General features: G+C 54.2%; 25 protein-coding genes. 9 read left to right on the top strand and 16 right to left on the bottom strand.

What is annotated here, in order from left to right; translation table 11 throughout:
- Positions 1–123 precede the first annotated feature (123 nt).
- Positions 124–393: a hypothetical protein gene (locus K0V07_RS07385; protein WP_220623889.1), complete on the bottom strand. Its 270-nt coding sequence runs from the start codon at positions 391–393 to the stop codon at positions 124–126.
- Between the two features lie 83 nt (positions 394–476).
- Between K0V07_RS07385 and K0V07_RS07390 the strand changes: the two genes are divergently transcribed.
- On the top strand, positions 477–1,025 hold the full coding sequence (locus K0V07_RS07390) for a hypothetical protein (RefSeq protein ID WP_220623890.1): 549 nt from the start codon (positions 477–479) through the stop codon (positions 1,023–1,025).
- Position 1,026: 1 nt separating this feature from the next.
- Entirely contained in the window at positions 1,027–1,872 is an 846-nt protein-coding gene (locus tag K0V07_RS07395; protein WP_220623891.1) for a hypothetical protein, read from the top strand.
- A 347-nt stretch (positions 1,873–2,219) separates the two neighbouring features.
- Here the strand turns inward: K0V07_RS07395 and K0V07_RS07400 are convergent, their stop codons facing one another.
- Positions 2,220–4,076 carry a protein kinase gene (locus tag K0V07_RS07400; protein WP_220623892.1) on the bottom strand — a complete coding sequence of 619 codons (1,857 nt, stop codon included), beginning with the start codon at positions 4,074–4,076 and terminating at the stop codon, positions 2,220–2,222.
- Positions 4,077–4,211: 135 nt separating this feature from the next.
- On the opposite strand from K0V07_RS07400, the gene K0V07_RS07405 reads away from it, so the two are divergent.
- Entirely contained in the window at positions 4,212–4,796 is a 585-nt protein-coding gene (locus K0V07_RS07405; protein ID WP_220623893.1) for a hypothetical protein, read from the top strand.
- 9 nt (positions 4,797–4,805) lie between these two features.
- Here K0V07_RS07405 and K0V07_RS07410 read toward each other — a convergent pair whose 3' ends face one another.
- The 12 genes from K0V07_RS07410 to K0V07_RS07465 all read right to left on the bottom strand — a co-directional run bounded on the left by K0V07_RS07410 (position 4,806) and on the right by K0V07_RS07465 (position 16,949).
- Entirely contained in the window at positions 4,806–5,897 is a 1,092-nt protein-coding gene (locus K0V07_RS07410; RefSeq protein WP_220623894.1) for a patatin-like phospholipase family protein, read from the bottom strand.
- Between the two features lie 171 nt (positions 5,898–6,068).
- Positions 6,069–7,379, bottom strand: coding sequence for a hypothetical protein (locus tag K0V07_RS07415; RefSeq protein ID WP_220623895.1), 1,311 nt, complete (start codon positions 7,377–7,379; stop codon positions 6,069–6,071).
- A gap of 6 nt (positions 7,380–7,385) precedes the next feature.
- Positions 7,386–9,350 carry a serine protease gene (locus tag K0V07_RS07420; protein ID WP_220623896.1) on the bottom strand — a complete coding sequence of 655 codons (1,965 nt, stop codon included), beginning with the start codon at positions 9,348–9,350 and terminating at the stop codon, positions 7,386–7,388.
- 43 nt (positions 9,351–9,393) lie between these two features.
- Positions 9,394–10,581 (bottom strand): hypothetical protein, encoded by a 1,188-nt coding sequence (locus K0V07_RS07425; protein WP_220623897.1) that lies wholly within the window; start codon positions 10,579–10,581, stop codon positions 9,394–9,396.
- Positions 10,582–10,824: 243 nt separating this feature from the next.
- Positions 10,825–12,117 (bottom strand): hypothetical protein, encoded by a 1,293-nt coding sequence (locus tag K0V07_RS07430; RefSeq protein ID WP_220623898.1) that lies wholly within the window; start codon positions 12,115–12,117, stop codon positions 10,825–10,827.
- A gap of 135 nt (positions 12,118–12,252) precedes the next feature.
- Positions 12,253–12,726, bottom strand: a complete 474-nt coding sequence (locus K0V07_RS07435) for a hypothetical protein (RefSeq protein ID WP_220623899.1) — start codon at positions 12,724–12,726, stop codon at positions 12,253–12,255.
- A gap of 50 nt (positions 12,727–12,776) precedes the next feature.
- The gene (locus K0V07_RS07440; protein ID WP_220623900.1) at positions 12,777–13,490 is read right to left on the bottom strand and encodes a hypothetical protein; all 714 of its coding nucleotides are present in this window, start codon (positions 13,488–13,490) and stop codon (positions 12,777–12,779) included.
- Positions 13,491–13,919: 429 nt separating this feature from the next.
- Positions 13,920–14,354: a biopolymer transporter ExbD gene (locus K0V07_RS07445; RefSeq protein WP_220623901.1), complete on the bottom strand. Its 435-nt coding sequence runs from the start codon at positions 14,352–14,354 to the stop codon at positions 13,920–13,922.
- The gene (locus tag K0V07_RS07450) at positions 14,351–14,887 is read right to left on the bottom strand and encodes a MotA/TolQ/ExbB proton channel family protein (RefSeq protein ID WP_220623902.1); all 537 of its coding nucleotides are present in this window, start codon (positions 14,885–14,887) and stop codon (positions 14,351–14,353) included. The genes K0V07_RS07445 and K0V07_RS07450 overlap by 4 nt, the downstream gene beginning before the upstream one ends.
- Positions 14,880–15,404, bottom strand: coding sequence for a hypothetical protein (locus tag K0V07_RS07455; RefSeq protein WP_220623903.1), 525 nt, complete (start codon positions 15,402–15,404; stop codon positions 14,880–14,882). Before K0V07_RS07455 ends, K0V07_RS07450 begins: the two co-directional genes overlap by 8 nt.
- A 32-nt stretch (positions 15,405–15,436) precedes the next feature.
- Entirely contained in the window at positions 15,437–16,345 is a 909-nt protein-coding gene (locus K0V07_RS07460) for a hypothetical protein (RefSeq protein ID WP_220623904.1), read from the bottom strand.
- Between the two features lie 52 nt (positions 16,346–16,397).
- A complete protein-coding gene (locus tag K0V07_RS07465) occupies positions 16,398–16,949 on the bottom strand; it encodes a hypothetical protein (RefSeq protein WP_220623905.1) in 552 nt (183 codons plus the stop codon).
- A gap of 140 nt (positions 16,950–17,089) precedes the next feature.
- On the opposite strand from K0V07_RS07465, the gene K0V07_RS07470 reads away from it, so the two are divergent.
- From K0V07_RS07470 to K0V07_RS07495, 6 genes are all read left to right on the top strand, one after another.
- A complete protein-coding gene (locus tag K0V07_RS07470; protein ID WP_220623906.1) occupies positions 17,090–17,680 on the top strand; it encodes a sigma-70 family RNA polymerase sigma factor in 591 nt (196 codons plus the stop codon).
- A 97-nt stretch (positions 17,681–17,777) separates the two neighbouring features.
- Positions 17,778–18,329: an FHA domain-containing protein gene (locus K0V07_RS07475; RefSeq protein WP_220623907.1), complete on the top strand. Its 552-nt coding sequence runs from the start codon at positions 17,778–17,780 to the stop codon at positions 18,327–18,329.
- 80 nt (positions 18,330–18,409) lie between these two features.
- The gene (locus tag K0V07_RS07480) at positions 18,410–19,375 is read left to right on the top strand and encodes a hypothetical protein (protein ID WP_220623908.1); all 966 of its coding nucleotides are present in this window, start codon (positions 18,410–18,412) and stop codon (positions 19,373–19,375) included.
- Between the two features lie 36 nt (positions 19,376–19,411).
- Positions 19,412–19,600, top strand: a complete 189-nt coding sequence (locus K0V07_RS07485; RefSeq protein ID WP_220623909.1) for a hypothetical protein — start codon at positions 19,412–19,414, stop codon at positions 19,598–19,600.
- A gap of 1,052 nt (positions 19,601–20,652) precedes the next feature.
- Positions 20,653–20,880 (top strand): hypothetical protein, encoded by a 228-nt coding sequence (locus tag K0V07_RS07490; protein ID WP_220623910.1) that lies wholly within the window; start codon positions 20,653–20,655, stop codon positions 20,878–20,880.
- Positions 20,881–21,019: 139 nt separating this feature from the next.
- On the top strand, positions 21,020–22,273 hold the full coding sequence (locus K0V07_RS07495) for a hypothetical protein (protein ID WP_220623911.1): 1,254 nt from the start codon (positions 21,020–21,022) through the stop codon (positions 22,271–22,273).
- 438 nt (positions 22,274–22,711) lie between these two features.
- Here K0V07_RS07495 and K0V07_RS07500 read toward each other — a convergent pair whose 3' ends face one another.
- On the bottom strand, positions 22,712–25,276 hold the full coding sequence (locus K0V07_RS07500) for a S8 family peptidase (RefSeq protein ID WP_220623912.1): 2,565 nt from the start codon (positions 25,274–25,276) through the stop codon (positions 22,712–22,714).
- Between the two features lie 3 nt (positions 25,277–25,279).
- Positions 25,280–26,251 (bottom strand): ATP-binding protein, encoded by a 972-nt coding sequence (locus K0V07_RS07505; protein WP_220623913.1) that lies wholly within the window; start codon positions 26,249–26,251, stop codon positions 25,280–25,282.
- Between the last annotated feature and the right edge of the window lie 18 nt (positions 26,252–26,269).

Genomic DNA, 26,269 nt, shown 5'->3' on the forward strand with positions numbered 1-26,269 from the left:
CGCATTGCCCGTCTCCCTGGGAGTGCGGGCCTGCGGCGTGGGTGGTGGATGGGGTGCGAGGATGGCCCCGAAAAAAGCCAGATCAAGGATGCTAGGATGCTCAACGACGAGAGGCCTGCTGCGTTACAGCAGATGGACCGAAAGCTCGGACTCTGGGGCGACCTCTTCCAAGTGCATTTGCAAGTAGCTGCATAAGATATCGCGGCGGTTTTGTTCCGATAGTCCCGGCAGCGAAAGCACGCGCCGGATAAAAAGATGACCGGGGAGTCGGCCTTTTAGAACGTCGTACATTCGTGCTCGGTCACAGTCGAGTGCCCGGGAAAATTCGACCCTATTGAGGTTCATATTCTCGCGGATGCTTTCCAGTACGTCAGAGAATTTTTTCGCTTCCATGGAGGATTCTTGTTGTCTTTTAGAGTGTAGCCATGTAAGCTACATGCACAAGCATTGTTTGTTAATCAATTAACAGAAAAACCATGAAATCAGCAAAGAAAATCGCTCAAGAATCAACCCTCCCCATCACCTACGTCGATTGGTCTCGCCGGGACATTCACGTCCCTGGAGAGAAGACCATCCGCCCCCGAAGTGGAATCTGGGCTGGGAATGCCCTCCATGAGGCTCTGCAATTTGACCGTGATGATCGAGGGTTATCACCGATGGTTAAGGCCTTTAAGAGCCACGTTGGTCGTATTGCGCATGAGCACCGATCTGACTGGGAAGTCTATGTGTCGGGAGTCTTCACCGGACGGCTTGACTGGGACCTTTTCGGTTCGAAATCGATACAGGTGATGGAGTTTAAATGGATGACGGATTTCCTCCCGTCAAAACCTCGCGATGTCGATGTGCGGCAGATTTCATTGTATGGGTATGCCCTGAGCCAGGCCTTCCCTCAGCATGATCTGTGGCTAAAAATCGTCTATTTTTTCGGCGGAGATAGAAGCTCACGACCACGCATACGCATCTTCAATTTCAAGTATCAAAACCAACTCACTGGCATCGCTCGCCGCCTACTGGAACGGAACTAACATGGACTCAGAGAAGGTAAAAAACTGGAAATTTGTTCGTGGTTTTGAGTCAGCTCGACAGGAGGGGTTTTCTGACTATGAACTCCTAATGCTTAGGCTGCGTCTGGGGCGAGAATGCGACAACGAGATTCGCCGTCGGGTTAGTTGTGTCGAACACGACATCCGACAGTACATACACTGGGAGGGAGCTATCGAGTGCATGATTGCTCCCAAGCGCCCCGACATCCGGCCTTCGGAAGCCTATTTTGTATTGCCGGTAAGAGATGGTGAAGATGAACAATTTTCGGTACTCATCCTTCCGCCTGCCCCTAAGCGCTGGGCGCTGACCACGTGGTCATACGACAGTGAGTTTGTCCAAAAGCTCACTCATGCCGACCACCGAGTGAGCGCGGATTGGCTCGACATGATGGTCGAAGAGTTCGGCGTGTGCGATGAGCAAATTCCTGCCTGGGCAAGCCCTCATATTGGAACGAGTGTGCTCGACATAAGGGCGCATGCGCGATTCCGGCGAGAGCTAGCGGTTGCTCGTGAGCAAGAAGCACGTTTCAGACTGCATGGACTTTTACCCTGGCTTCAGCCTCGTGGTCTGGACGGCAACGTATCAACTCAGAAGCATATCGTTATCCCAGCTTCCAATTTGGACTATGACCCCGAGGAGTCTATCTACATTTTCGAGGTTCGCCTTGGGACTCTAGGTGTCAGCTATTGCCTGATTTCTTGCCCGCATTTTGACCATCCATTACTCCTACTGGAACCCTATGTGGGTGCGAAGGAATGGCACCTCTCCGAACCGATCGAAAACCAGTTTTACGAGTTGGTCTCAATGATTCTGCTCCGGATCGATTGAGTGCAGAGTATGAACTCAACGTTGTTGTCTGTGCCCGTTTGACTTAGCAAATGGTCGAGGCAATATGAGCGTGTGCCTTTCACCGGGCTTAAGTATGCCAGCGGCGGCGTTTACCTGCCGCGTCTGGGATTATGGATGGACCCGTCGCGTCCCAAGCCGGGTGCAGTTTTTGTTAGTCATGCCCACAGTGATCACACAGCGGCTCATCGGGAGGTTATCGTCAGTGCACCGACGGCTAGTCTCATGAGCCTGCGACTTGGTGGTGATCGCCGGGAACATGCGCTGGCGTTTGGACAGTCAAAGGTTTTTCATCAGGGTGAGATCCCTTTCGCTGGACGCATGCAGGCTTACGGTTGAATGAAAATGACCTCGCCAGCAATAGGGCTATAGGAGCGGTTTTGAAGTCCAAGAGTGAGGCTGACCGTTTTTCTCCCGTCTACGTAGGCTTCCATGACATCCCCGGGAGCAAGTGTGCGGGAGCTTTCTCGGTCAGTCTGGCGGATATTGACCGTGAGTTTATCTTCGTACGTCTCGGGGAGATAAATCATTACTGCCGCCTGATTCCTGCGCGCGAAGTTATCACGTAGCTGCTCCTTCAATATCGCGTAATCGTCCCATAGGATTTGTGGTACGGCTTGAATGGCAGGTGATGAATCGTTGCCGCCAGGGGGAGTGGTTTGCGAGCGGGTTGGCTGCCTCACATGGGTTTCCAATTCTTGCGTGGTGCTGACCGGCACGGCCTCAGTCGTGACCGCTGCCTGGGTCGAGGGGCGATTCTCCCCGGGGATCAGCCACAGCAGACAGGCTATCGTTGCGAGCCCGAGGGTTACCAGCGCTGCAAACGCGTAAAGGGGCTTCCTTTTGTGGGGTGGAGGCGTGTCATTGGCTGCAAGTAGCTCTGTAAGCCCTTGTCCGAGCGCAATAGCGTCTACCGGGCGGTCTTCGGGCCGCTTGCTTAGGCAACGTAGGATGACCGACTCCAGGCTGGCTGGAATATTGGGATTGACTGCGCGGGGAGGCGGCGGAGGGGCCTCCAGTATTCGCTTGAGCATGTCGGATATTTGCTCGGAGGCCTGAATTGGTCTTTTACCAGTCAAGGCAATGTACATAAGAACTCCGATGGCGTAAACGTCTGCCTGGGTTCCGATTGCGGCAGTCTTGGCCCCGGCCTGCTCGGGAGCCATGTATTCGAGGGAGCCCATGACTGAAGGAGCCATTGAAAGGTCTGAAACCGTACGCCCGACCTTGGCCAATCCGAAGTCCAGCAGGCGTACATGGTGGTGTTCGTCGACAAGGATGTTAGCCGGCTTGAGGTCCCGGTGGACGAGATTGTTTTTATGCAGGACACCAACGACTTCGCATAACGATATAAACAGTCGTATTATTTGAGCGACATTGAGATGCTCTTGCTCAATATACTGGTCGAGCCGGACACCGTTGATCAAAGGCATGGTGTAAAAGGGGGTGCCTTCAACCTCGCCGGCCTCAAGGACCGGGACGATGCCGCCATGGTCGATGCCCGCCGTGAGGGCGACCTCACGCAGAAAGCGTTGGCGCGACTCCTGTGTCAGAAGAATACCCCCGCGTGGGATCTTAAGAGCGACTTTCCGCTTGGGCTCCTGCTGCTCGGCCTCATAAACCAGTGCCATACTTTCCGCGATCAGGCGTGTCAGTCGATATTTACCGAAGGTTCTGGGCACTTCGTCACTGCGGCCGCCTTTGAGTGTTGGCAAATCTCTTGGTGTTACGGATGGGGGGGATGTGGTACTTCCGGAAGGGGCTTGCGTGGGGAACATGACGCTCTGAAGTTCCCGGGCCAGTTTGTCAGCGATTGCATCAAGTGAGTCGGGTGAAAGGTCTACCCAGTGTGTTGATGAAATGAAAAGCTCGAGTGACTGGGCGGGGGAAACGCTCTGCAATCTGACGGGGAAAATCGGTTTGCGGTGGTGCACGGCCCGCTCGACCTCGCGTCTGACGAAGGGTGACTCATTGGCGGCTTCTGAGAGCATCAGGATTAGGGTATGGCTCTGTCGCAGGCCGTGAATGATCTCCTCAGCATACTCTTTACCGGGGCGGATGTTGCGTGGGGCCACCCAGCAGGATAGTCCGCGTTTCTCCAGAGCTTCGACCAGCTTGAGCGCATCTTTGGCATCGCTGGAAGCGTGGGAGATGAAGGCCGAGAAATCCGATGAAGAGTTTGTCATGAGAGCGTGAGGATGAATTCTTTTTCAGCCGTTGTTAAGGTCGCGCGCCGGTGCCCGGGTGGGAAAAATGGTTGAGTGTATTTGAGAGTTGAGAGAAGCATCTGGTTGGTTTTCCTGTTTATTATTCTGAAAAAAATGAATAACTTACGTTTCCCGGTTGGTTTTTCTGGCAATCGCCCGTCACAAAAGTCCGGAAGGACATTTGTAGAAATTGAGGCCGCGCGACCGATGCTTGAGGTGGCTATGCGGGGAATGCAGACCGAATTGCTCACGGAGGGGCAGATGTTGTCGTTGGTTTGCAGCGCAGCCGCCGGTGCCGATACGATGGCGTGCGAACTTGCCTTGGAGATGGGGGTGCCGGTGAATCTCATCTTGCCGAAGCGACGGGAACGCTTCATGAAGGACTTCACCGCCTACGGTCCGCAGGTGTGGAAGCGGGTGGAATGGCTTCTCGAAGCGGTTGAAAACAATTTGCATGGTTCTTCGGTTGAGGTCGTGCCGGACTCAGTCAACGAGCCGGAATGCTATGAGTGGGTTAATCGCTTGATACTCGCCAGAAGCAGGGCTTTTCTGGTGGTATGGGATGGCATGGATACCGGGTTGCCGGCTGGGACGGGAAGCCTGGTTCGGAAGGTGCGGGCGGGCGATTGTCCGTATGTTTTTTTGAATACGCAATGTCCTGATCTAATTGAGTCTCGGGGCCTGAGCAGATATTCGTAAGTGTCTGTGTCAGTCTTCGAGCAATAAGTGGGTGGGATCGACAGTCTCCTTGGCATAGCTAAGACCTGCTTCCTGGAGCAGTGGCATCAGTTCAAGGTTGTCGAGGCTGATGCGGAGGTCGGGCGAAGCGCCTGTCTTGCAGATGTGGTCGTCGAGCGGGCTGTCATAGCGGACGTAGCTGAACTTTTTCTCCTCCTCGGGGAGAATGCCGGCTCCTGAGAGCGTTCCGAGCTCCAGATCAAGTTCGGTTCCGTGAAGGCACTTGCCGAGCACACGGCAGAGCATGTCCTGCTCAAGTTTGACCGAATCGATCAGGGCGGGGATCATGAAGCTGAACTGGTCGCCGAGGTGAATGGATTTGGCGATTTGCTTACGCATCTTTGATTTTACTCCCCCGACGCCGACTGAGGTGACGTGGAGCTGTTTTACGCCACAAGGCCAATTGATCCGGTACTCCGGAAGTGTCGCCATCAGTACGCTGATGAGCGACGGGTTGTTGTAGGGCGTGATGCCGCCGTCCACGAAAACATAGCGGGACGTGCCCAGCATGATTTCCTCCGGCGGGAAAAATGTAGGAGCCGCCGTGCTGGCGCGTAGGAGCTTCCAGATGGGGATGTTGAGGTTGCAGTCCGGGAGCGATGGATCGTTAAAGCGAGCTTGGGGGTTGTTGCACACCGGCCAGGGCGAGCCAGTGGTGGCGTTGCGCATGACGACCAGAAGTAGGGTCTTGAGTTTCTGGCTGCTCAGGAGGGCGGGTTGGCCGTCCTCATGGAAAATCTCCCGGAACATGCTGGCCAGGTGTTCGGCGCGGTATTTGGATTTCCATCGCAGGTGAAAGCGTTCCCGGGAGAACATTCTTTGCCCGTAGTCGAGGTACAGCTTCTTAAGCTCGGCCACGCTCAGGCCCCAAGACAGGCCCGCGGCAATAATGGCCCCGGTACTGGTGCCACCGATAAAATCATAAACTTCTCCCAGAACGAGGTCGTTTTTCTGGCGGTGTTGTCGGAAGATGCGTTCAATCTCGCCGAGTATTTGCAGGGAGAAAAGGCCCAGGATACCTCCTCCGTCAAGTGTAAGTATCCGTTTTATCTGTCCACTCATCGGAGGATTTTCGGTGCTGGACAGGCATGCTGCGCCGAGCGGGCGAACGCAGGCCGAATGGAAGGAATTTTGGCTGGCCGGGTCAAATCAGGTATCAGGAAGGGGGTGGGGGATTCGTAGGCCTTGGATGCTGAGTACGGCGTGTCCGTTTGCCTGTTCGTGTGTAAAGCTTCAGGTGGATGATTTCTTGCGCGTGAGAAAAAACACCACACCGGCTACGACTGCGAGGCCAAGCCCGATGCCGCCTAAGCTCATACCTGAGAGGCCGGAGAGGGGCGAGGAATTTTCTTCGTCCAATTCCTCTTGTTCCGGTTCCGTGAAGTTGAACTGGTGGAAGTTGCCCGTGCCCGCGTAGCGTGTGCAAGTACCACCAGAGGCTCTGTTAATGCGGGAGGCCAGGTTTGTGCTGTCGAGACGGGTTTCCAGATCGAGAATGGTGAGTCCGTCTGCGTCGAATTGCCGAACCCAGATACCGGTGATGGCATCCTCGGATTCAAGTTCATGCTGAAGGTTGGACAGGGCTGCATCATTAATGCCTGTGATTTCAATCCGTTGAATATGCCCGAGATCAGACTCGATGAGCCACTGAGTCAAAATACGGTCGAAAAGCGTTTGCCCGGAAATGTTTCCACTGCCGCCTGCGAGATATTTTCCTACAATATCCCGGGCGGCGCTTTCGGGATCGCTCATGCGGCTGGATATGTTTTCGCGGGGCGGAATGACAACTCGGGCCACCATCAACCCGGTATCCGGCTGCACGGCGGAGAGTTCTCCGCTGACGGAGTAGCGGTGAGTGGTATAAAGCCCATCCACGTCATCCTTGCCCAAGTAGCGGCTTGTGATCTTGCCCAGAATGACGATGTCGGCGTCCAGGCCCAAAAGTGCTTCTCTGAGTTGGCGTTCACTGTCGCGTCCGGCCTGGGCGTCAATCGCGGCCAAGCGGTCATTCTGCCGTTGGGCCAGTGCGGTTTGGACGAGGTTCATCTGCGATTGGCGCGCCTGCTCTTCAAGCCAGTTGGCCGCGTACTCGGGGTTTCCGGGCACGCCCTCATACAGTTCGATGATGTCAACTGCCACGCGGGGAGAGCCACGTGTGCGCACAATGTTTTGCAGGGCCATGGTGTCATGGCGGTCAGGCGAGCCGCGCCCGACTTCGGCGGATAGCGTGACACGGTAGATGCCGTCCACGTTGAGTGAGGAGTCGGTGACGGTATAATCGCGCACGTAGCCGAAGGCAGAACTAAGGATTTTGTCTGACTCCAACTGGAAGTCTTTGACCCGGGACTCGCTGACGATGTCCACACCCGCGCCTTGGCGAACGGCTTCGCGCATGGCGTCCGCGAAGGCGATAGCCCGCGCGTCGGCTGAGTCCCCAGGGGCCATCCCGGTCACACTGACCAGGCGGGTATCGGCTGCGATGGCCAGGGCGGAGAGGGACAACCAGGCCAGTACGGAGGTAAAGATGTGTTTGCTGATATGCATGAGGTGTTATTGGTCCTGGTTGTATTCGCCAATGAGCTGCTGCAGTATGTCGACACGTTGGCCATAGTTGATCCGCCCTTTGGAATCCTTCAGCCCAGCATTGTGGACACCAATGACGGCTCCATCTCCGGTGAAGATCGGGCTACCGCTGGCACCGCCGGCTGTAGCGATATTATGACGGATGGATAGTCGATGTTGAGAGTCGGCTCTTCTGCCTTGCCAATCGCTCATGTTGATGATGATGCCGTCTTGCATGACGGGTTGCGGATGACGTAAATCCGTGATGCGTGATCCGTAGGGGAAGCCGAGCAGCGCAATCGGAGTTCCGAGTTCCAGGCTGAGCAGCTTGTCCTCGTCAGCGAGTTGGAAATACGTGTCGAAAGTGTGATCCACGACAAGGATGCCCACGTCATAGATGCTGTTATTGTCGCTGTAGTTCGGATGGTAGCTGGCAGCGATAATTTTTAAAACCGTATTCTGGTCGTCATTCATGATGACGCAACATTCCAAACCTTTCTTGAGCGATTCTATGACGGGTTTTGCCACATGGGCATTGGTGCCCAGCATGTGCGGTCCCACCGCCCAGGCGGTTCCGGTCGTTGCTCCTTTTTCGGATTCGGCGTAAACGAGGCCGACACACTGCTCGTAGCGGCGGGCAACCATCGCCAACGCAGTCGACGGGTCCGTGCTCACAGGCTGATCGGATACCTTTTGCTCGACCAGGACGGTGGGCAGGCTTGCCAGGTCGATGAGGTCCTGCGGACGGTTTTCAATGATGGCATTCATGACATCCCGGTACTCGGGGGAGTCGGGCGCGATAATGGATTTGTTCAGCGTAGTCTCAGCCAGGAATTCAGGGGCGTGGTCGTGGTAAGAGTCCGACTTTACCCATTGGTCGAAGGCGCGGCGAAGCTTGCGGTGGCGGATGTCGGTCAGTTCTTTGGTCCGGTAGCGGACGACAAGAAGATCTTCGCGGAGCGCCGTCTCATCGAGAATGCGGCCGTGGGCTTCGAGTGCGTCGAGCATGAAGTCCTGAAACTCCTGGGAATCATGGTACAGATGAATTGTCATCAACTGGCCTTTTTCATAGCTGGTGTTCCAGTCGCGGATCAGGTTGCCAATGGACTGTTTGGCCAAAATTTCCGCCACAGTACTGGCGGCGGCTCCCATCGTAGGGCGCATTTGATCCCCGCGGACAGCGGCGTTCTCGGTTTTCAGGGCGGTGAGGCGGCCGGTGCTTTCGTAGGCTGAGATGACATCGCCGTTGATGCTTATCTGCACATTGATCTGGCCGCCCTTTTTAGATGTGTCGAGGGTGGCTGTGCCGACCACGAGATAATCAATTTCAGGGTCGAAACGGGCCAGTGCGCGTACATTTTCCTGAAAGGCGGTGAGGTGATCGGGGTCGCCGGAGAGGGCGCCCATTTCCTTAAACAGCCAATCGGGCGTGACGACGTTGATCCGGTGTTCGGCGAAGATCGCCTTCATGTCTGAGTTAAGGACCTCGGTAAAGTACTGCTTGTCCGCCTTGTCGAGCTTGGTGCCCTGGGGGGCACGGGGGACCATCGCAAACGCCACCTGTGGCTCACGCTGGGCGTCGAGGAGTTTTTCCAACTGTGCCTTTCCCAGGTAGCTCTCCATCTCATGGTCGTTAAAAGTGTAGTCAATGTAGAGCACGCGTACGTCGTCTTTGTCCACTTCGCGCACGATGGTTCGTTTCTCGAAATATGGCCTGAATAGGCTGAGGATTCTCGCCTTCTGCTGCTTGCTTGCGTCGAGGTTCATCTCGTCGAGGTAGGAATCAAGCGCGGTGGCGGCACCCTCGCGTATGGCCTCGTCTTCGGAGCTTTCGACTGTGACAGCGATATCGCGTATCGTTTTTGCCTCAGCCATGTGGACGGAGCAGAGCAGTCCGGCCAGCAGAACGGGAGCGAGCAGATGTTTCAGATTGGGGAATGCAGGATTTTTCATGTCGGAAGCAATTGCGGTGGTGTGTGTAGCGTATTGTTGGATTTCAGTTTTTCTTACCCGAAAGTTGCAGATGAATGAGGGCCAGAAGGTTTTTTATGGCCATGGGAGTGACCTTGCCGTTGGCGGCGACTTTGAATTTCTGGGTGCCGGAATCCGTCAGCGCTGGGCGTGGGGTACCGCTGGATGTGTTGAGGGGAGTCAAGGTCGAGGCGTAGCGATAGTCACCCAGCTTGAAGAAGCGCGCGTTTTTGAGAACATTGACATCGAGCGAGAGCTGGAGCTTCAACTGGTAGTCGGGGACAGGAAGCCGCAGGGGCAGGTAGTAACGTCCGGACTTCTCCTCCGCGATGCCGGACTCATCGAGCATGTCCGTGAAGACCTGAAGTCTGTACACGTTAACGGCGATGTCTTTGATCTGCTCCTGGGTGGGGTTGACTGAGGGGCTGGCCACCACCAGGAAATCATCCGAGGCTTCCGCTTCCACATATTTCTGGAAAAAACGCTGCATCGAGGCAGGGTCCTGAACCTGATTCTCGCCCGAGGCTAATGCTCCGGTGAAATCCACTGCATCGGAGGTAATCCCATATGTGGTGCTATATGGGCTGCGAAATGTGCCCCTTTGCAGGGCTTCCGCGATAGCGGCGATATGGAATCGTGCGCGTGGCTGCGTCGGGTCGAAACTTCGGATGATCGCATCGCGGAAACGGGCTTGGGCCTCGGGGTGCCCCGGAGGGATGCCAGTCTCGAACTGTGGGTTGATAATGAGTGTGCGTGCGTACAACACTGTTCCGTCACTGGCTCTGAGCAGGTACAGAGACAGGAAGATGTAAGTATCGTATTGAACCGTTTTTCCCGTCAGCGGGTTGTCGATAACAACGATGTCCGCAGGGTGAAACGCCACGGTGGCATAGACCGCATCCTCCATCTCCCGCGTGCGGTACTCCCGGGAAGTTGGATCAATGACCGTGATGTCCAGTTCGGGGTATTCGCGTGCTATTGCTTCCAGGAAGCCGCTGACGGCTTTGTCGAGGGTTGCGCGACCTTCGTTGCCGAGCAACGAGTCCGTGACCTTGGGAATAATCGGATGGGAAGGGGCAGGGGCGTCCTCTTGCGATTCGTACTGGGAGGGCCCCAGGTAGTGTATGGTCGCCTGCGCATGGGAACTGACTGTGCACAGCCCCCAGAGTGTCAGTGTGCCAGAGACTCGCTTGATTCTGGAAAGCATACTCATCTGTCTGCCACGTAGAGGTGGGGCCAGGCGTCAGTAACGCTGGCGGCCCATGGCCTCCTGGGCTGCGTGTTCGGCGTCGTTGGTTTCGATACCTGTGCCTTGGTAATGCGTTTGGCCGGACATGGGCGGCGGTGTTTTAGGGGCACTGGCACAGCCAGCCAGCAGTAGAACTGTAATTCCGGATATGATAGATATTTTGCTTAGATGCATGGCAGCTTGGAAGTGAGAATACACGCGCGGGTTTTATTTCTGGGAAACAATGATGACTGGAGTGCTGGCCGCATCGCTTGCCCGTTCCTGTTCGGCGGCATAGAGTTCTGCCAGGTCGGCGTCGGTCTTGATGCGTTCGGCGACTTCGACCTGTAGCGGTTCTTCGAGGCTGTCGACGAGTTCCTGAGTCGATTTGTTGCTCTGCTCCAATTTATCAAGACCTTGATTGAGTTCAGCAATTTTGACCCGCGCCTGCTTTTCGAACGCCTGAAACTTCTTCGCCTCCTGCTGTGCCTGTTGTGCCTGCTTGCGCATGGTCTCAGGGTCGATGCCCAGTTGTTCGAAAAGGACTTTCAGGGCCTTTTCACTCGCATAGCCCGCAGCGAGGCCACCCAGATAGTCACCAGCCCTGTTGCCGGTATCAACATTGTTCGCCACAACGGCCGTTACGGTGATTTTGGCGACCGTGACACCGACAATGGTTCCCTTTTCCGCGATCTCAGCGGCTCTTTGCATTGTTTGAGCCCGCTCGTTCAGGTCGTTTAGCCGAAAGTTAATCTGGTAAGTCGCCACTTCGCAGGTGGCGGTGGACTCCACGTGATAGCGAGAAACGGCCTGGCTGGAAATTTTGGCATTGTTGAGGACGACGATGAAGTCGGACAGGTCGAGGTCCTTTTGCTTCATTTCGGTTTTATAGGCCGCGAGTTCTTTCTGGAGAGCCTGCTGACTGAGGATGGATTCATTGATGTCGCCCATGTAAAGGGTCTCCAAGTCTTCCAGAGTCAGGGCGGTATCCTGATCCTGATAGATGTGCTGGGCAGCAATGATTTCTCCGTATCCTTGTTCCTGATATTTGACGATCTCGACCCGCTGCTGGAGCTTGTTGAGATTCACCTTGAGATCAGCAAGCACTTGTTCCTGGATCTTGTGTCCACTGCGTACGTCGTCCAGCGCCTTGCCCAGAAGGCGATTGATCTCCGCGATTAACTCGTTCAGTTCCTCGATTTCGTTGAGGGAGAGTTCCAGGAAGTTACGGTGTTGCAGGAGCGCGTTGATGGCATCGACATCCGTCTCGTATTTCTCCTGGATGGGGGGCAGATTATCAGCGAGTTGCTGGTAGGTGTCTGGCGAATAGGTGACAGGGGTATCTTCGATGACAACCGCCGGGGCGGAGGCTTCGGCTGGCGCGTCGGGTTCGTCGTTGGAAAACGGTAAATCAACCTCTTCGGCGAGATCCTCCAGCTTGTCCCAGAACGCGTGGGTGGGGAGGGCGCAGATGAACGGTGAGGCAATGATAAGTACGGCGAGGCGGATTAAGTGGGTCATGGCAGATTAGGTTGCGTATTTGTGTGATGCGATTTTATTAGTAAATTTAATTATATGGTAATATTGGCTAATGTGCGTATTAAAAAAATATATATACAGTTTAAACAAGCATAATATTAGGGTGGAGTTCCCATGTTAAAGGAGGGAGAAATAGCGTATGATTCCGCGTTGCTTCATCCATTTTCTTACCTGTTGGGCCTCAAGATTATCTGGGCTTATCTGGAGTATGCGTGTGACTGCTCTGCGCATTTTCTCCCAATCGCAGTTGGCGTGGGATTGACGAGCTTCGTGCCAGAGTATCCTCAGGCACAGGGCTTGCATCGTGTCGATCTCCTCAAGAAGTTGTCGGGCTTCCCTGCGCCGGGTCTCATTTGCAGCCGTGTCATAGGCGTTGCGGGCGCAATATTTCGCCCCGTGAAAGTCTTCGTTGCTAAGCAGATAGCGGGCGAGAACCAGATCGGCTTCAAGCGACTGGGCGGAGACGGGCGAGGGCGACTCGGCACCAATGCTTGACGCGGTGGTATGCGCCGCGACGGATGTGCCGTAGACAAAGGGAATGACCAGGCAAGTGCATAGCAAGGGGCGGAGCCGTGAAAATAGTCTGTTCATGCTCACGTATTGTGGCCTGGGAGATTTTCTTAGGGTTATTAGAGGATATTTTAAAAAAAGACGGTAAAATCGACTGGGGCATTTTTTCCGCGTGACCCAAGAGCACGGTGGAGCTTCAGGGCTAGGCGAGGACCGACAAGCACATACTCTCCCTCAAGAACCTGCCAGTCTCCAGGAGGTAAATCACCTTGGACGAATCCGGCTTGCAATTGACGGGTCAGGGCTTCCTCGAACTGGGAGGTGACGGCGACTACGAGTGTCAGGCGCGCGCCTGGAAACTGTGATCGTAAACCGGAGAGGGCTTTATCGACGGATGGATCATGGTCCAGTTCACGCAGGCGTGGGCTGAGGCCAGAGAGGCTGTGTGGTGCAATCGGACTGCTCTTCCCGCTAAGTGGGTCCACGTTTGCGAGCAGTTTTTTACGTGTACTATCGTAGATAAAAAAACGGCAGCCGAGGCGGATCATCTGCCGGGCATAGCCTTCGAACCGGATGGTTCCCCGGTAATCGGCGGCGAGCGCCGGAAGTGTCTCGGGCGGAGTATTCTGAAGGGGCGCCTCCATGGGCAGAGGCGGCAGCGGGGCCTGCTGCTGGGCGATAGGGGGAGGGAGCGGCGGAGGCGTTGGTTCTTTCTCGAAAACCTGCGGCTGGATGCTGACCCGCATGGGGTGGGTTTCCCGTTGGGTTGGTGTGTCCAGTCTCAGGCAGGCGAGAACGATAAGCACGACTGCGGCCCCCGCCGCGAATGCCCAAACTCGTTGCATATGAATCCGTGGTCTTGGAGTGTACCTGCAAAGTATTTCAGACTGTCTGCGAGGCTTTGCTTTTCGGGGCCTCGGTTTGACAATCTCTAGCGTAAGTTCTTCAGCGCCTGCAGGCTGTTGCGCATGGCGAGGCCGAGCGGATCTTCGTCATCTGTAGGCTGCTGATTGTCCCCCGTTGGCTGATTTTCGGGTGTGTTTGTCATTTCTGGCAAGGGGGGTGTCTGCCTTGGGATATCGGCCTTTTCGTGGCTTGTGCCGGATGGCATTGAAACCGCCGGAGAACCCTGCTGAGCCGTTTGAGCAGCTATGGGCGGCGGAGGAGTCTCTGAGCGATGGGAGGTACGATATCCGGCCCAGAAACACAGAGCGAAACCAAGCCCGAGGATAAATGTTTTAATGAGCGTTTTCATATATGTTTTAATAAGGTGTTTAGGAGCGGGGCTGGTAGGAGAGAGAGACTTCACGGATGCCGTGTTGATACAGCTTTTCCAGCAGCCGGGCCAATTCGCCGTAGGGAACGGCGGCAGCAGCACGAAGTTCTACGGAAGCGGTGGATTCGGAAGAAAGCCGATTCAAAAGCGCGTCCATTCCAGAAACTGGTTCCTTACCCAAGAGCAGGGATCCGTCGGCCCCCAGTGTGACGATTTCTAACTGTTCGGAGATGCCCTGACCTTGTTGCACGGGAGCATCCAGCTCCGGTAACTCCATGGGTGGCAGGGAGGCTTCCCTGCCCGCTGATTGAGGATGGACATTGGCCAGGCTGGAGAGGATCAGGAAAAGAAAGACCAGTACAAAAGCCAGGTCCACGAGCGTGGGATGCACGCCTGCCAGACGGCGGTTTTCGTGAAGCAGTCCCGGCATCATGACTTCTCCTTTGCGGGTGAGGCTTTACGTTCGAACACATGCAGAGTCGTGTCGGCGGCAATGGCCAGGACGATGCCTGCAATGGTTGAGAGCAGGGCTTGGCTTACCAGCGGAAACACACCCAGGACGGCTGCGTTCCCGTCGGCTTCGACCTCTACGGCAAGCCTTGCCCCAGCGGCGGCCAGCGCGATAACCGTTCCCAGCAGTCCCAGCAGTGGGCCATTTCTGGAAATAAAGCCCAGGTCAAGGACGGCTGATGCTGTGGGCTCTTGCTGACTGATCGTGTGGCGGGCGATGATCCTGAAAAGCCATAGCCCCAGCGGAATCAGCCCGATGAACGCGATCCCCAATCGCTCCAGGCAGAGGCGAACAAGAGCTTCCGTTTGGGGAAGGATGCCTTCTGCCCATGGCTCCAGGTCGAGCGGTGAGTGTCCGGCGACCCACCCCAATACGAGTCCCGCCGGAAGCATTAGCCACCATCCTGCCAGTCGGATGGGATGCGCGGCGTAAGGATATTGTGTGTCTTCAGCCATGACGTGGGCCTCTCTGTGCCGGGCTGCGGTTGGCGGCGGATTCGTCGCTCGGGGCGGAGGGTGAACGCGTCTGAGGGGGCGGCGTGGTGTCCTGGGTCGGCTGGGGAACAAGTGTTTGTCGGCGTTGGGCGGGCTTGACGTCGAATTGACGTCCTTCTACGAATCGGCCCGAATTTGGATCCCAGCCGGTCGTTTCCAGATAGTCGAGCGCGACGGTACGCACCGCGCCGTCCAAGTCTTTGATGGTGCCGAGTTGTGCGGTGTACAGGTACATATCTTCGCGGGTGCTCAGGCGGACTTCCAGTGTGATCAGACGCAGAAGCATGCCCTTGAGAGCGGGGTCGCGCTGGTTTTCAAGCCAGGTGTCGGAGATCGTTTCGATGCACTCATCGCGTTCGTTGAGCCAGCGCTCGCTCAGGGCGGCGAAGCCGGGCGGCTGTTCTGCCGCCGGAGCAGCCAGTGGGAGGAGGGCCACGAGGGTGGCGAAACAGAGGTTCTTGAACGAAGTTTTCTTCATAGTTTTAATCCTTTCAGACTTGGCGGTTGGGGCTACTGGGGGACATTGCCGTTGCGGATGTTGCGCAGGATGGTCTTGTCTCCTGCGCTCTGGGTGGAGGACGGGTTGGTCAGTGACGAACTGTTGAGCACATCGCTGAAGTTGGCGTTGCGGGAGGCCACACCGTCCTGAAATGCCTTGGGGACATTGACCAGGTCGCGGTCGCCGAAGCGCACCTGGCCGAGGCGGGCGAACAGGAGTTCTGTGATGCTGACCTGCGAGGCGACTTCGAGTTGGTAGCGCTCCATTTCCAGCAGTCCCTGGACGATGGCTAATTGCGCGGCGACTTCTTCGAGCGCTTCTGTTGTGGCATTGATCTGGTTGAGCATCCCGCCTGCATCGACGGAGGAGGTGGCTTCGAGTTGCTGGTAGAGCAGGACCAGCGTCTGTTCGGTTGTAGCCGCCTGGGCCTTGGCCTGGGGGCTGTCTAGACTCTCTCCGAGCATGCCCAGCAGCGGCCCGACACCGAGGAGCACCTGACGGATCTGGCCTCTCTGGCGGTTCATTTTTGCGGGCCCCATGACGCCGTCGCGGAAGACCTCCTGGAGCCGTTGCAAGTCCTCGTCAACAGAAAGAAGGGTGTCCATCGACTGCGCGATGAGAAGTCGGTCATTAGTGTTGAGTTCGCTCAAACCTTTGACGATTTCACTCTTAATGGCGATGCGCTCGCGCTCATCATCGGTGTCGGTCCAAGTCTCGCGGAGGGCTTCCAGTTCGCCTTTGACAGCGGTCTGGGTGCTTTCCTGTTCGCGCATGGAGGCTTCGAGGTTGGTCAGCTTGGTGTCGACGCTTTCCACGAGACTGGCCAGGATATCTCCGGTTTCTTCACGGGCATGCAGGCCGGGATGGAGCCCGAATACGAGTGAGGCAGCCAGAATGGTAAGGTGTACGTGTTTGTTCATAAGTGATGCCTTGTGTTTGGATACGTGTGTCGAGGGAGCGTGCATCGGTAGCCTAGATGCGTTCGCTTGTGTCAGGAGCAGTCCGCATGAAGACGAGCCCGTCACCGTCAGGGCTGACCGGCGTGAACGTATTGTGGCGGCCCGCTGAAGTGGTACGTTGACGGTCGCGTAACTGGTACAGGCGGCGGGTTTGCTCGTCCCAGGCCGCGCGCTGGTAGCGGTCGGCGAGTTTTTCGGCGGCATCGAGAGTACGGGTAAAGCCCGTCATATCTCCGGCTTTGAGGTACTCATTGGCGGCGGCGAGGTAGAGACGGATGTTCAGTTCGTTGCGGCGGCTCTTAACCTCTGTGGCTTTGCTTTCGAGCAATTGGGCGGCATCGAAGTGGCGACCTTCCGCCCCAAGTGAAACGGCGAACGCCGTGACCGCCTGCACGTCCTCACCTTCTGGTGCTACCTGGGTATTCCAGCCAGAGGTATTTTCAAATCCGATACGGCTGTAAGGGGTGGGGGAAGCTTCCGGTTGCGGGCTTGAGCAAGCGCTCAGAGTCAGGAATCCACTCAGGGCGAGCGCACCGCCCAGTGTCTGTACATAGTGTTTTTTCATGGTATGAATGGGTTGGTGTTTGCGGGGTATTGCGGAGTTCAAGTGTTTCTTACGGGAAATTTTTCAGCGTGAGTGAGACAAGGAGGAAGGGATATCTTTTGTTTGACCTGAGCATGCTTTCATGAAATGGAAATCGCCCTATGGAAGAAACCCGGACATCATTATTGGAACGGGTGCGTTCATCCGACAGATGCGCGTGGGAAGATTTTTACCGCATCTATTGGGAGCCGATTGTGCGCTATGCCAGAAAGCTCGGAGTAAAGGAGCCGGATGCTTACGATGTTCTTCAGGAGACCATGGTCGTGCTGATGGATGTGCTGCCGCGCTTTCGCTATGATCGGTCGAAGGGGCGCTTTCGTAACTTTCTGCTCACGATCGTTCACCGTAAGTGCCTCGCTGCATTCAGACGCGGCAAACGCCGTCAGGAAACCTCGTGGGAAGCGCTGGGTGAGCCCGCCGAGCCCACGCCAGAGCCTGTTGACCCGAACGAAAGCCTGTGGCGCGAGTCACTCATGCACGAGGCATTACGGCGACTGGAGGGAGATTCTCGCATTCGCCCGGCGACTTTGGCTGCTTTTCGCGAATATGCCTTGGAAGGACAGTCCGCGTCTGAGGTCGCAAAAAAATACGGGCTAAAGGAGAACGCGCTCTACCAGATCCGTAACCGAATGGTTAGCCGATTGAGCGAGGAGGTCGAGCAGTTGGCGCGAATGGCGGACCTCAGGGAATGAATCGCAGGTTTGCTCCTGCCTGATGTAGGATGGAGCGACCTTGAGAATATTTAACATATGCCGTAAGAAACTCGATGGGGAAACAATACGTGGGACAATGAATAAAAAACATAAATGGGAACCTTCACTTGACTTGCTGGCACAGACCATGAAGGAGACGCCGGGTGCACCGTTGGCTTTGTTTGACCGCCTGAAGTTTGCTTCAGAGCTCATCGCCGAAATGAACGGAATGATGCCCTTTGCTGCATGCTTGGCTTATCGTGGGTCCGGCCGAGTGGTTAATTCCTGCGGCCTGGAAAAAGTGCGGACAGTGGTTGGACGATCGGAGTCTGCGGAGTTGTGTGTAGCTGGAGACAGGCGGTTGTCGCGTCGGCATTTTGCGATTTCCCGGCATGGCCAAGACTATACGGTTGAAGAACTCGGTTCGACCAATGGAACCTGCGTCAATGCTGAAGCGCTCAAGCAGCCGCGCCTGCTTCGTTCCGGAGACCTGATAGAGGCTGGCAGTTGTGTCTTTGCTTTTATTATCGCATCGGATTTGGAGGAATATGCGGGAGTCACGCTACAAAATAACTCTTCTACACTGATGGATAATAGTCCTGATCCTATTTTGTCCGATCAGAAATTAATCCCTGATGAGGAGGGCTGATTGCCTTTATCATGCTCTCCGGCGTGTCTATTAAATTACCGGAATAAGCGTCGTTTAACCATAAGCAATCTGTATTCATAATGAAAAATCTAATCCTTTTAATTTCTCTGTTTTTGTCTGCCGCATCTTCAATGGCCTATGTCAAGCCCGTGGACGCGACATCGTCTGGAGCCGAGCTGCCAGCCGTCTTCCAGGCGGCCTCCCCGAGAGAGAGGATCAAGGCGATCCGTGTGGCGGAACTCGATGCCACTCGCAAGCTGGTTGAACGCATTTATGGCGTGTCCATCAATTCCGACACCGTGGTTTACGACTTGGTCTTGGCTGACGACCAGGTCGGGGCAGCCGTGAATAACCTGATCCGTGGCGTCAGAACGGCCGAGGGGCCGATCTATCAGGAAGACGGCCAGGTATGGGTGTTGAAGGAGGTTAAGCTCGCCACTGTTATTGAGGAAATCAAGAAGACCGTGAGACGCACCTATAAAGAGGGCAAACAGGTTACCGAGGAAGAATTGACGACGGTGACGCGCGAGCATGGTCACACGACTCTGGATGCTCTCGGCAATGGCGCATTGCCTGGGACATCCGGGTTGAAGAAGATTCAGGCTAAACGGGCTGCCGAAGTCGATGCTTATCGCCGCTTGGCTGAGCGTATGCTCGGGGTACAAATAACTTCGACGACCACGGTCAGGGATATGGCTCTGCGTTCGGATAAAATTCAGGCAAGGCTGGCGCAGGTTCTTAAAGGGGCCAAGCCGATTGATGTCGTTTATTCCGATGACGGTTCATGCACAGTCACCATGCAGATTAAGCTGGCCGACATCTACCATGTGATCGAGCACTACGACAGCGAAGATAAATCTATTCTCAAGAGCGATATCGAAACCGATACGCGTACACTGACCGAGAGCGGTTACGGGTTGGCCCGGCTCGACGTGGAACTTCCCGATGGGCCTGTATCGGATGGGGAAAGTAACGTAAAATCGGCTTTTCCTGAAACCACAATCGTGATTCGAAAGCTGGTGGGAACCGCTGTTGTCGCCGATTGACCAGCGATCGTGAAATTTGTGTTGAAAGGAGCACCTATGAAGACTCTGTACCAAACTATTTTTCTCGTGCTGCTGGTCACAATGGCCGGCTGTTCAACTCCGCAATCCCGTTATGAAGAAGGCTCCTACACGGAAGTCGAATCACAGACCGATGGTCGGACATACTCATATGAGCCGGTGGTGGGAGCTGATGAAGAGTTTATTGAGGAGGAAAACGGGGGCTAGCCTAATTCATCATATGGCAGCTCGCGTTGTTAGGACACTCGATTAACTTCGTTGGACTCGGGCATTGAGGACGGCACTTAGGTAAGCGTGTGAAGACCGGTAGTAAGCTAGAATAACCTTTTCGATATCTTAAAGCGCGCGAAGAATGCTTTGCAGCACAAGAGCCAGGAGTATCCCGGACTGTGTTATCCGAAGATCACGCGTCTGCTCCGGCCTGGGTAAGTGGTTCGGGAGAGCGCGTATCCGCGTGCTTTCAGCGATGTGTGTTAACAACTGAGTTGGTCCCCTTGTTCGGGGTTTGAAATACGATCTCTCGAAGCTCCAAGTAGGGATTGTCTAGAGTTCCTTCGAGGAGCGTTTGAAGAAGGAGGTGCAGGTTTTGTTAGCGCCCGTTTTTAGCCGTGAATTTGCGGCTACGCTATCGTTGAAAACGGTGGCCGAGACCAAGTTCGTCCAGCCTCTAAGTATTTTGTTCAAGAGGCGACGCGAACGTCATATTGATCACCGTTTGGGGTGGTGGTGGCAATATGTGGACTCGCATTATTGGCCACGGGTTGTTTGTGGCCAACCTGTAAGGAGGCTGCTAATCGCACTGATTTTGTGTGTCGTTGGGCATGCCTCCGCGCTAGTTTTGAGTGGTAAGTCGGGTGGACTTGCCACGAATACCCGGGAGGCGTTTTGCCTCTCCTTTTTAGGGGCGAACGGTGTTTGATGTTAGTCTCCTTTTTGCGGGATATGTTTTTCCCGCTTATGGGCCGTGCTGAGACTTTGGATCGGAACGTGCCCGCAGTCGGAAATTGATGTTGGTTTCTGACTGGTCTTGGCTGGGCTAAAGGCTTGTGAGTCTTTGCCTCCGCCTTGCTGAATCGAGCATGGTGCTCCGCACGTAAGTCTAGGTCCGTTTATACAAAGCACATTCAGCTGAAATTGCCACCCGCTGGGCTTTTTTAGGCGACGGAAAAGGCGTGCGTTTTGGTCATGGGTGACTAAGTTTTCTTGCGTAACCTCGCATAAAAATAATGGACAAAGAACCGACAATCATATCCTCCCCCTTGTCCCAGCCTTTTTATTTGGATGGGGCCACCGTTTTTATCGAAATCTACCGGCTTGAAGAGAGCAAAGGTTGGACGCTTGAGATCGAGGACGAGTACCATAATACCACCTTGTGGGAGGATGAGTTCTCGGCTGACACCGCCGCTTTTGATGAAGCTCAAATCGCGATCAAATCCCAAGGCATCCGCTCCTTTATCGGACCGGAGGATGGTAAGGGAACGTGGTAGCTGATCGACGGGGCATTCCCTTTGCCTCGGAATGAAAATAAATGTCATCTGTAGCCTTCTCCCGGATCGGGAGAGGCCAGCCAATGGACTCATTGCAATTGGCCTTGATGGCATTGAGTCGCAGTGGTATTAGACCGTAATGAATCCTGCCCGCTCTGTGTGTTTGTTACTTTTGCTTTTCCCGTTGATCCTGCTTGGGAATGTAGGTGTCTTTGACGGCGGGGGAGCTGATTTGCAGTTGTCAGGAACCGACCACATTCAGATGGTTTCAGAGCAGGTCGAAATCACGCTTGTTCCGGCGGATGGCCCTGTCACTGGTAATCTCAAACACCGCGATCTGGCCCGATTCCAATGCCGGTTTGTGTTGAAGAATCTGTCGGATGTGGCGGTGACGGCGCAGGTTGGATTTCCGATTACGGCTGAGGATGGACGAGCCGATACAGAGGGAGATGCCCGTTTCCAAACCGAGCGTATGGAGCGTTACGGCTTTGTTGCCCGCAGTGGTGACGATGTCTATGAACCGGAGTATATTCCCAAGGATAAGGAGAAGCAGTTTAGCCATCTGTTCGCCTGGGAAATGACTTTTCCTCCATCAAGCACAAAGGTGCTGGAAGTTTCCTATTTGACTCATGGCTACAACGGTCTGGGGTCGACCCGTAAGCGTCCCATTGACTGGGAGCTGCAATACAAGAAACCCTACCTTGAATCGCTGGAGTTCGGAATTGCTCAAGTTTATCCTTATGTGACCCGGACGGCAGAGAGTTGGGCTCCCCCGCTGGAGAATGCGGAGTTTATCCTGAACAACGCTGCCTTTGAGCAGTACCTGAAGGAGCGTGGGGCCTTTGATGAAACGGAGCCGGACAAGGCATTATCCGAGCCGCAAAAGACTCAATCCGATTTGTTCCGTGATGGTCAGTTTTACCGTGCGATTACGGCTGGAGACTGGAAACCTTCGTCCGATGGGCAGTCCCTCGTTTGGCGAGAATCGCCGTTTACTGAGCCCGAGGATTTTGCGATCAGCTATATCTTTACGATGTATCCGAAGTCTCCTCAGGGTTTTGAGCGACTTCTGGGGATCATAGAGACTGAGTACGAAAAGACTCGTTCCCAATACCAAAAATCGCTGTCTGATCTTAAGTCTGAGGATGATCCCAAACAAGAGAAACGCCGGGCCTACTTACAGCGAAAACTTGAACAGTACTACGCTAAACCTTTTGGCAATGAGGATCGTAAAAACATAGCCGATGCCGTGCTTGAGTTTTACGGCATTCAAACGGACAACGCAGCGTTAGCTGAGTTTCTCGCCCATCAAAGTTGGTATCCCGTTAAAAATCCCCCAGTACTTAGCCCGGACCTGGAGTCTGCTCTCATGGCGTGGCATCGTATCGAATAGAAGAGGTTCGAGCCCTTTGTGCATTGATATTTTCAATAAGGGTATCGTTGTAGCGATCGGGAGGTGCCTGGACTGCGGCCTGCTAGGCGGTAATCTTTTTTACCTTTGAGATATTTCTATTCCATCTCGTTGCTGTTTTCTCCGTCTTTCAGTGGAGCTGGGTGCGCTGCAACTCTTTTGACCGGGCGTACTGACTATGCGAAATTGCCCGCCTACCCACGTCAACCGCGCCCGCTTATCCCTGATTATGGGTCTGCTCAAGCTCGCCGCGGATATCTAGGAGGAAATCATCTTCCTTCCCAAGACGGTCAAGGGCCGAGACCCCATCAGCATCCGGGCGTTGTTCAAGTTGCCACGCTGGAGGACTGGCGGGCACAGCGGAAGCAACGGAGGAAAATTATCGAAGAAAGCTAAACGAGCAATAGACCTATTTCAGGATCAGATTAATTGTTCAATTGCCAACTCAGTCTGAACGGCAGTTCTGACCTCTTCGTATATTCGGACATCAGCTTCAAGAGCTTCAAATGAAACCACCAGTGAGAATCGGGCCTTCGCTTCTTCATTACCGCGATCCCATCCTTTGTGGCCACGAACGATGATGCCAAAAGTATCCGGCAGTTCGTTACTGCGAGCAACGGTCCAGTCTTTTTGCACTGTCCCGTTTTTGCGATGACCACCTCGAATCACGCCGTGATTATCTTGTCTGGCCAACATCCAACTGAAGGAATTACCTCTGATAGTGGGGTCATCGCTGAAGTCTTTAATTGCTCGATTCTTGAAATCGTGGAAATCCTCCCCCGAGTTACTGGTATGCCAATCTAGCCAAACCCCGAGATAGCCTCGTCGCGATTTACGTGTTCTCCTAGGCTCTGCAACATACGAGAGTGTTACATCGATTCGAACCGGAAAATCTGCTCCGGGAGCTCGAATTGCATCTGGAATCGGAACACCAAAAATCAATCCTTCTCCGGCCCTGATTTCATACTCTTCGTCTGGAATGAGGCAAACGCGCGTAGGAGCATTCTCAGTTGCCCTTTCTAAATTGGGCACACCGTATCCGAGAGTCTTTAAGGCAAAACATTGTTGTGTTGGGTCGGCACGCTCAGCCCAATCGGGCCAGCGTGCTGAGTTTACAATCAACGCTCGATACAGAAGTGGACTTCGATTCTCAAATTGCGTGGCTAAGATGCCTGCGATGTGTGCGACCTTAGGGGCTGAGAACGATGTCCCGACTTGGTCCCGAGCTATTGCAGGACCACCGTCTAAAGTCGAACGTGCCATCTGAGGGCAGACCTCAGAAACAGTGCTCAACGAAGGTGGCACCCCTGTATCGCGAACTAAGTCTCCGCCATATTCAACCACTTCGGGTTTAATGCTATTCCACATTCCAAACCCAGAACGGCTAAAGGCAGAAGGATGTAACGCATCCGAAACAGAGCGTTTGATGCCATTATCATAAAAATCGCTGCTTATCGATCCTACGGTCAATGCTTGAAGGCTTTGAGCAGGATTGGCAATGCGGCTGTTGGGTTCTTCTAGGTAAAATGGATATTCCCGACCGGCAGAAATGTGGTCGATGATTCCGGGATTTGTAGTGCGGCTTCCTCTGTCGTGGATGTTACCTGCTGCTTGAATGAATAAAACGTCCTCATGATAACTCAAATAATCGATGGATGCCGCCCAGGTGCTCATTCGCTGGGTTCGATATGGCATATTTGCAGCAATTGAATGCTGGTAAATTCTGGTTTTTTCCGAATAACGACGAACTATTTCCTGAAGAAGAACTGGAGGATACAAGTTTAGCGGAAGATTGCAGTGACGATCAAGCACACGTGCATTTATAAGCCAAAATGGAGAAACGTGGATGCCTGTGTCTGGAACATTTTGCGGATAAAGGCATGTACTTGCAACCCGAGTCCCATGGCCTCCCTCTACTACGTAGTCGGCAACATCGTCATACGGTTCGCCTGGGATAAAGCAAAAGGAATCAGCAGTAGCAATGGCTGCGGCCAACCATCGGTGGCCCTCTTGTATTCCGCTATCGACAACACAGATTGACGGGGCATCCGAGCTCGGTTGGCTGAGTTCAAAATCGTCACCATCGGATGGGGCGTTGAGCGGTGACGTTAGTGGCTGCTCTACTTCATCAGGAATCGTAATTTCGAAGACATTCGGGTGGTTTTTTATTAGATCCGTGAATCCCTCGCCGCTCATCTGAATCCGCATGGAGAAGCTATCGGGGAATTCAACCAAGCCATCATCAAAAATCCCTTTTATTTCGCCGCCATAGTGCTTGATGAGTTCTTCAAGATCAGCTTCTCGCTGGAGTCTCAAAGTGTCATATGCATCCCAATAATTTCTGACATCACGGGCGTGCTCTTCACGCTTCTTTTGGTTGGTTTCGGGCTTCCACCTTTTGTTTTGTTTGGGCTTGGCCTTCGGCTTCTTGTGAGGAGCAACTTCAATGGAGACATCTAAGGTAAAGGGGGCGTCCTTGCGGAAGGGCCAGTAATCTCTAAGTTTCTCGTCGAGTAACCGTTCGATTCGCCTTGGGTCATCTACTTCTGGATAGACTTCGAGGATGCTAGCCATCTTTCCTCCACCATGCTCCTCCTTTATGAATTGTTTGAGGCGCTCTTGAACGGTTTGAAGGTTGACGTCCTCTGTGGCGACGATGACGAACCCTTCATCATATTCTGCCACAAACTCTAAATTTAGCGTTTGAGAAAGCCATTCCAATACGTCGTCGTCTTCATCTGGAATCTGTAGAAGAAATGCATCGCCTCCAGATATTTCAGGCAGGCCAGCGGTCTTTCGTTCTTCCTTTCGATTCCGTGCAGATTCTGAGAACGAACTGAATCGATCAGCTAGATAGGCCCCATGCTCTGCCCTTCGCTCCTCATTTTCTTTGACGCGGTCCGGTTTTTCGCCTCCGCCTTCCAGCTTTGCATTGCCTCGAAATTTGTGGATGAGGGGTAAGTGGGGAAAGTCGGTGTTGGCCATTGCTTAAAAATGTCGTTTCACGTCCTGAGCTGCTGATTCTAGATCTTCCAAGGCTACCTCTTTACGGTTTGCCATAACTGAGCGCTTCGCAGCGTTCTGAGCAATACGCTCAACTTCACTGAAACTGAAACCATCTAAACTAGCCGCGAAATGCTCCAGATGGAGCTTTTTTGATACCTTCAATGCGGACAAGCTTTGTTCAAGCAAACGTGCGATCTCGATGATCCCAGGCATTGGGATTTCGACAGCTTCGTCAAATCGACGATATATTGCCTGATCCAGAGCCTCATAATGGTTTGTTGCAGCAATAACCAGTCCATCGCCACGATAGTCCTCTAGTAGCTGCAGCAGCATATTAACAACGCGGGAGACTTCGCCAACGTCATTATGGGCACCCCGTGCACGGGCAATCGTATCGCATTCATCCAAAAAGAGAGCGCAGGGCTGTGCTTCTGCTGCCTCGAAAATTTTGCCTAGATTGGATGCGGTCTCTCCAAAGTATGACGAGATTAAGGTGTCAAAGCGCACTTTGTGGAGAGGGAGTCCTGTTGCCCAAGCAATTCGTTCGGCCCCCAAGCTTTTCCCACAGCCGGGAGGGCCGTAGAAGAGGATGCGTTGGCGTGCCCTCAAGCCAAACTTCGACAATCGAGTACGAGCGGCATACTCCTTTTCTATGCGAAAAAAACGTTGCTCAATCGTGTCTGGAAGAACCATGTGATGCCGTAACTGATCATGCTCCAGTACCTGGACTAGAGGAGCTGAATCTCGGCGGGTTGAGGGCAAGGGAGCAAGCTTGCGAATCGGTGCTGACTGCTTGGCATCTGCTTTGGCGAGTTTACGCTCAAGGTCTTCGGCTAGTTTCGTGTGCCCTAGACGCTTCTCGTCTGCCACAATAGCACGACATACCGCCTTCAAGTCCAAGTCGGAACCGGCTTGGACACTGGCGAAAAGGCGTTTGAGGAGAGTGGCTTTCATGCAGATTTATGTAACAAA

It is taken from the genome of Ruficoccus sp. ZRK36, assembly GCF_019603315.1.
Lineage (GTDB): Bacteria > Verrucomicrobiota > Verrucomicrobiia > Opitutales > Cerasicoccaceae > Ruficoccus.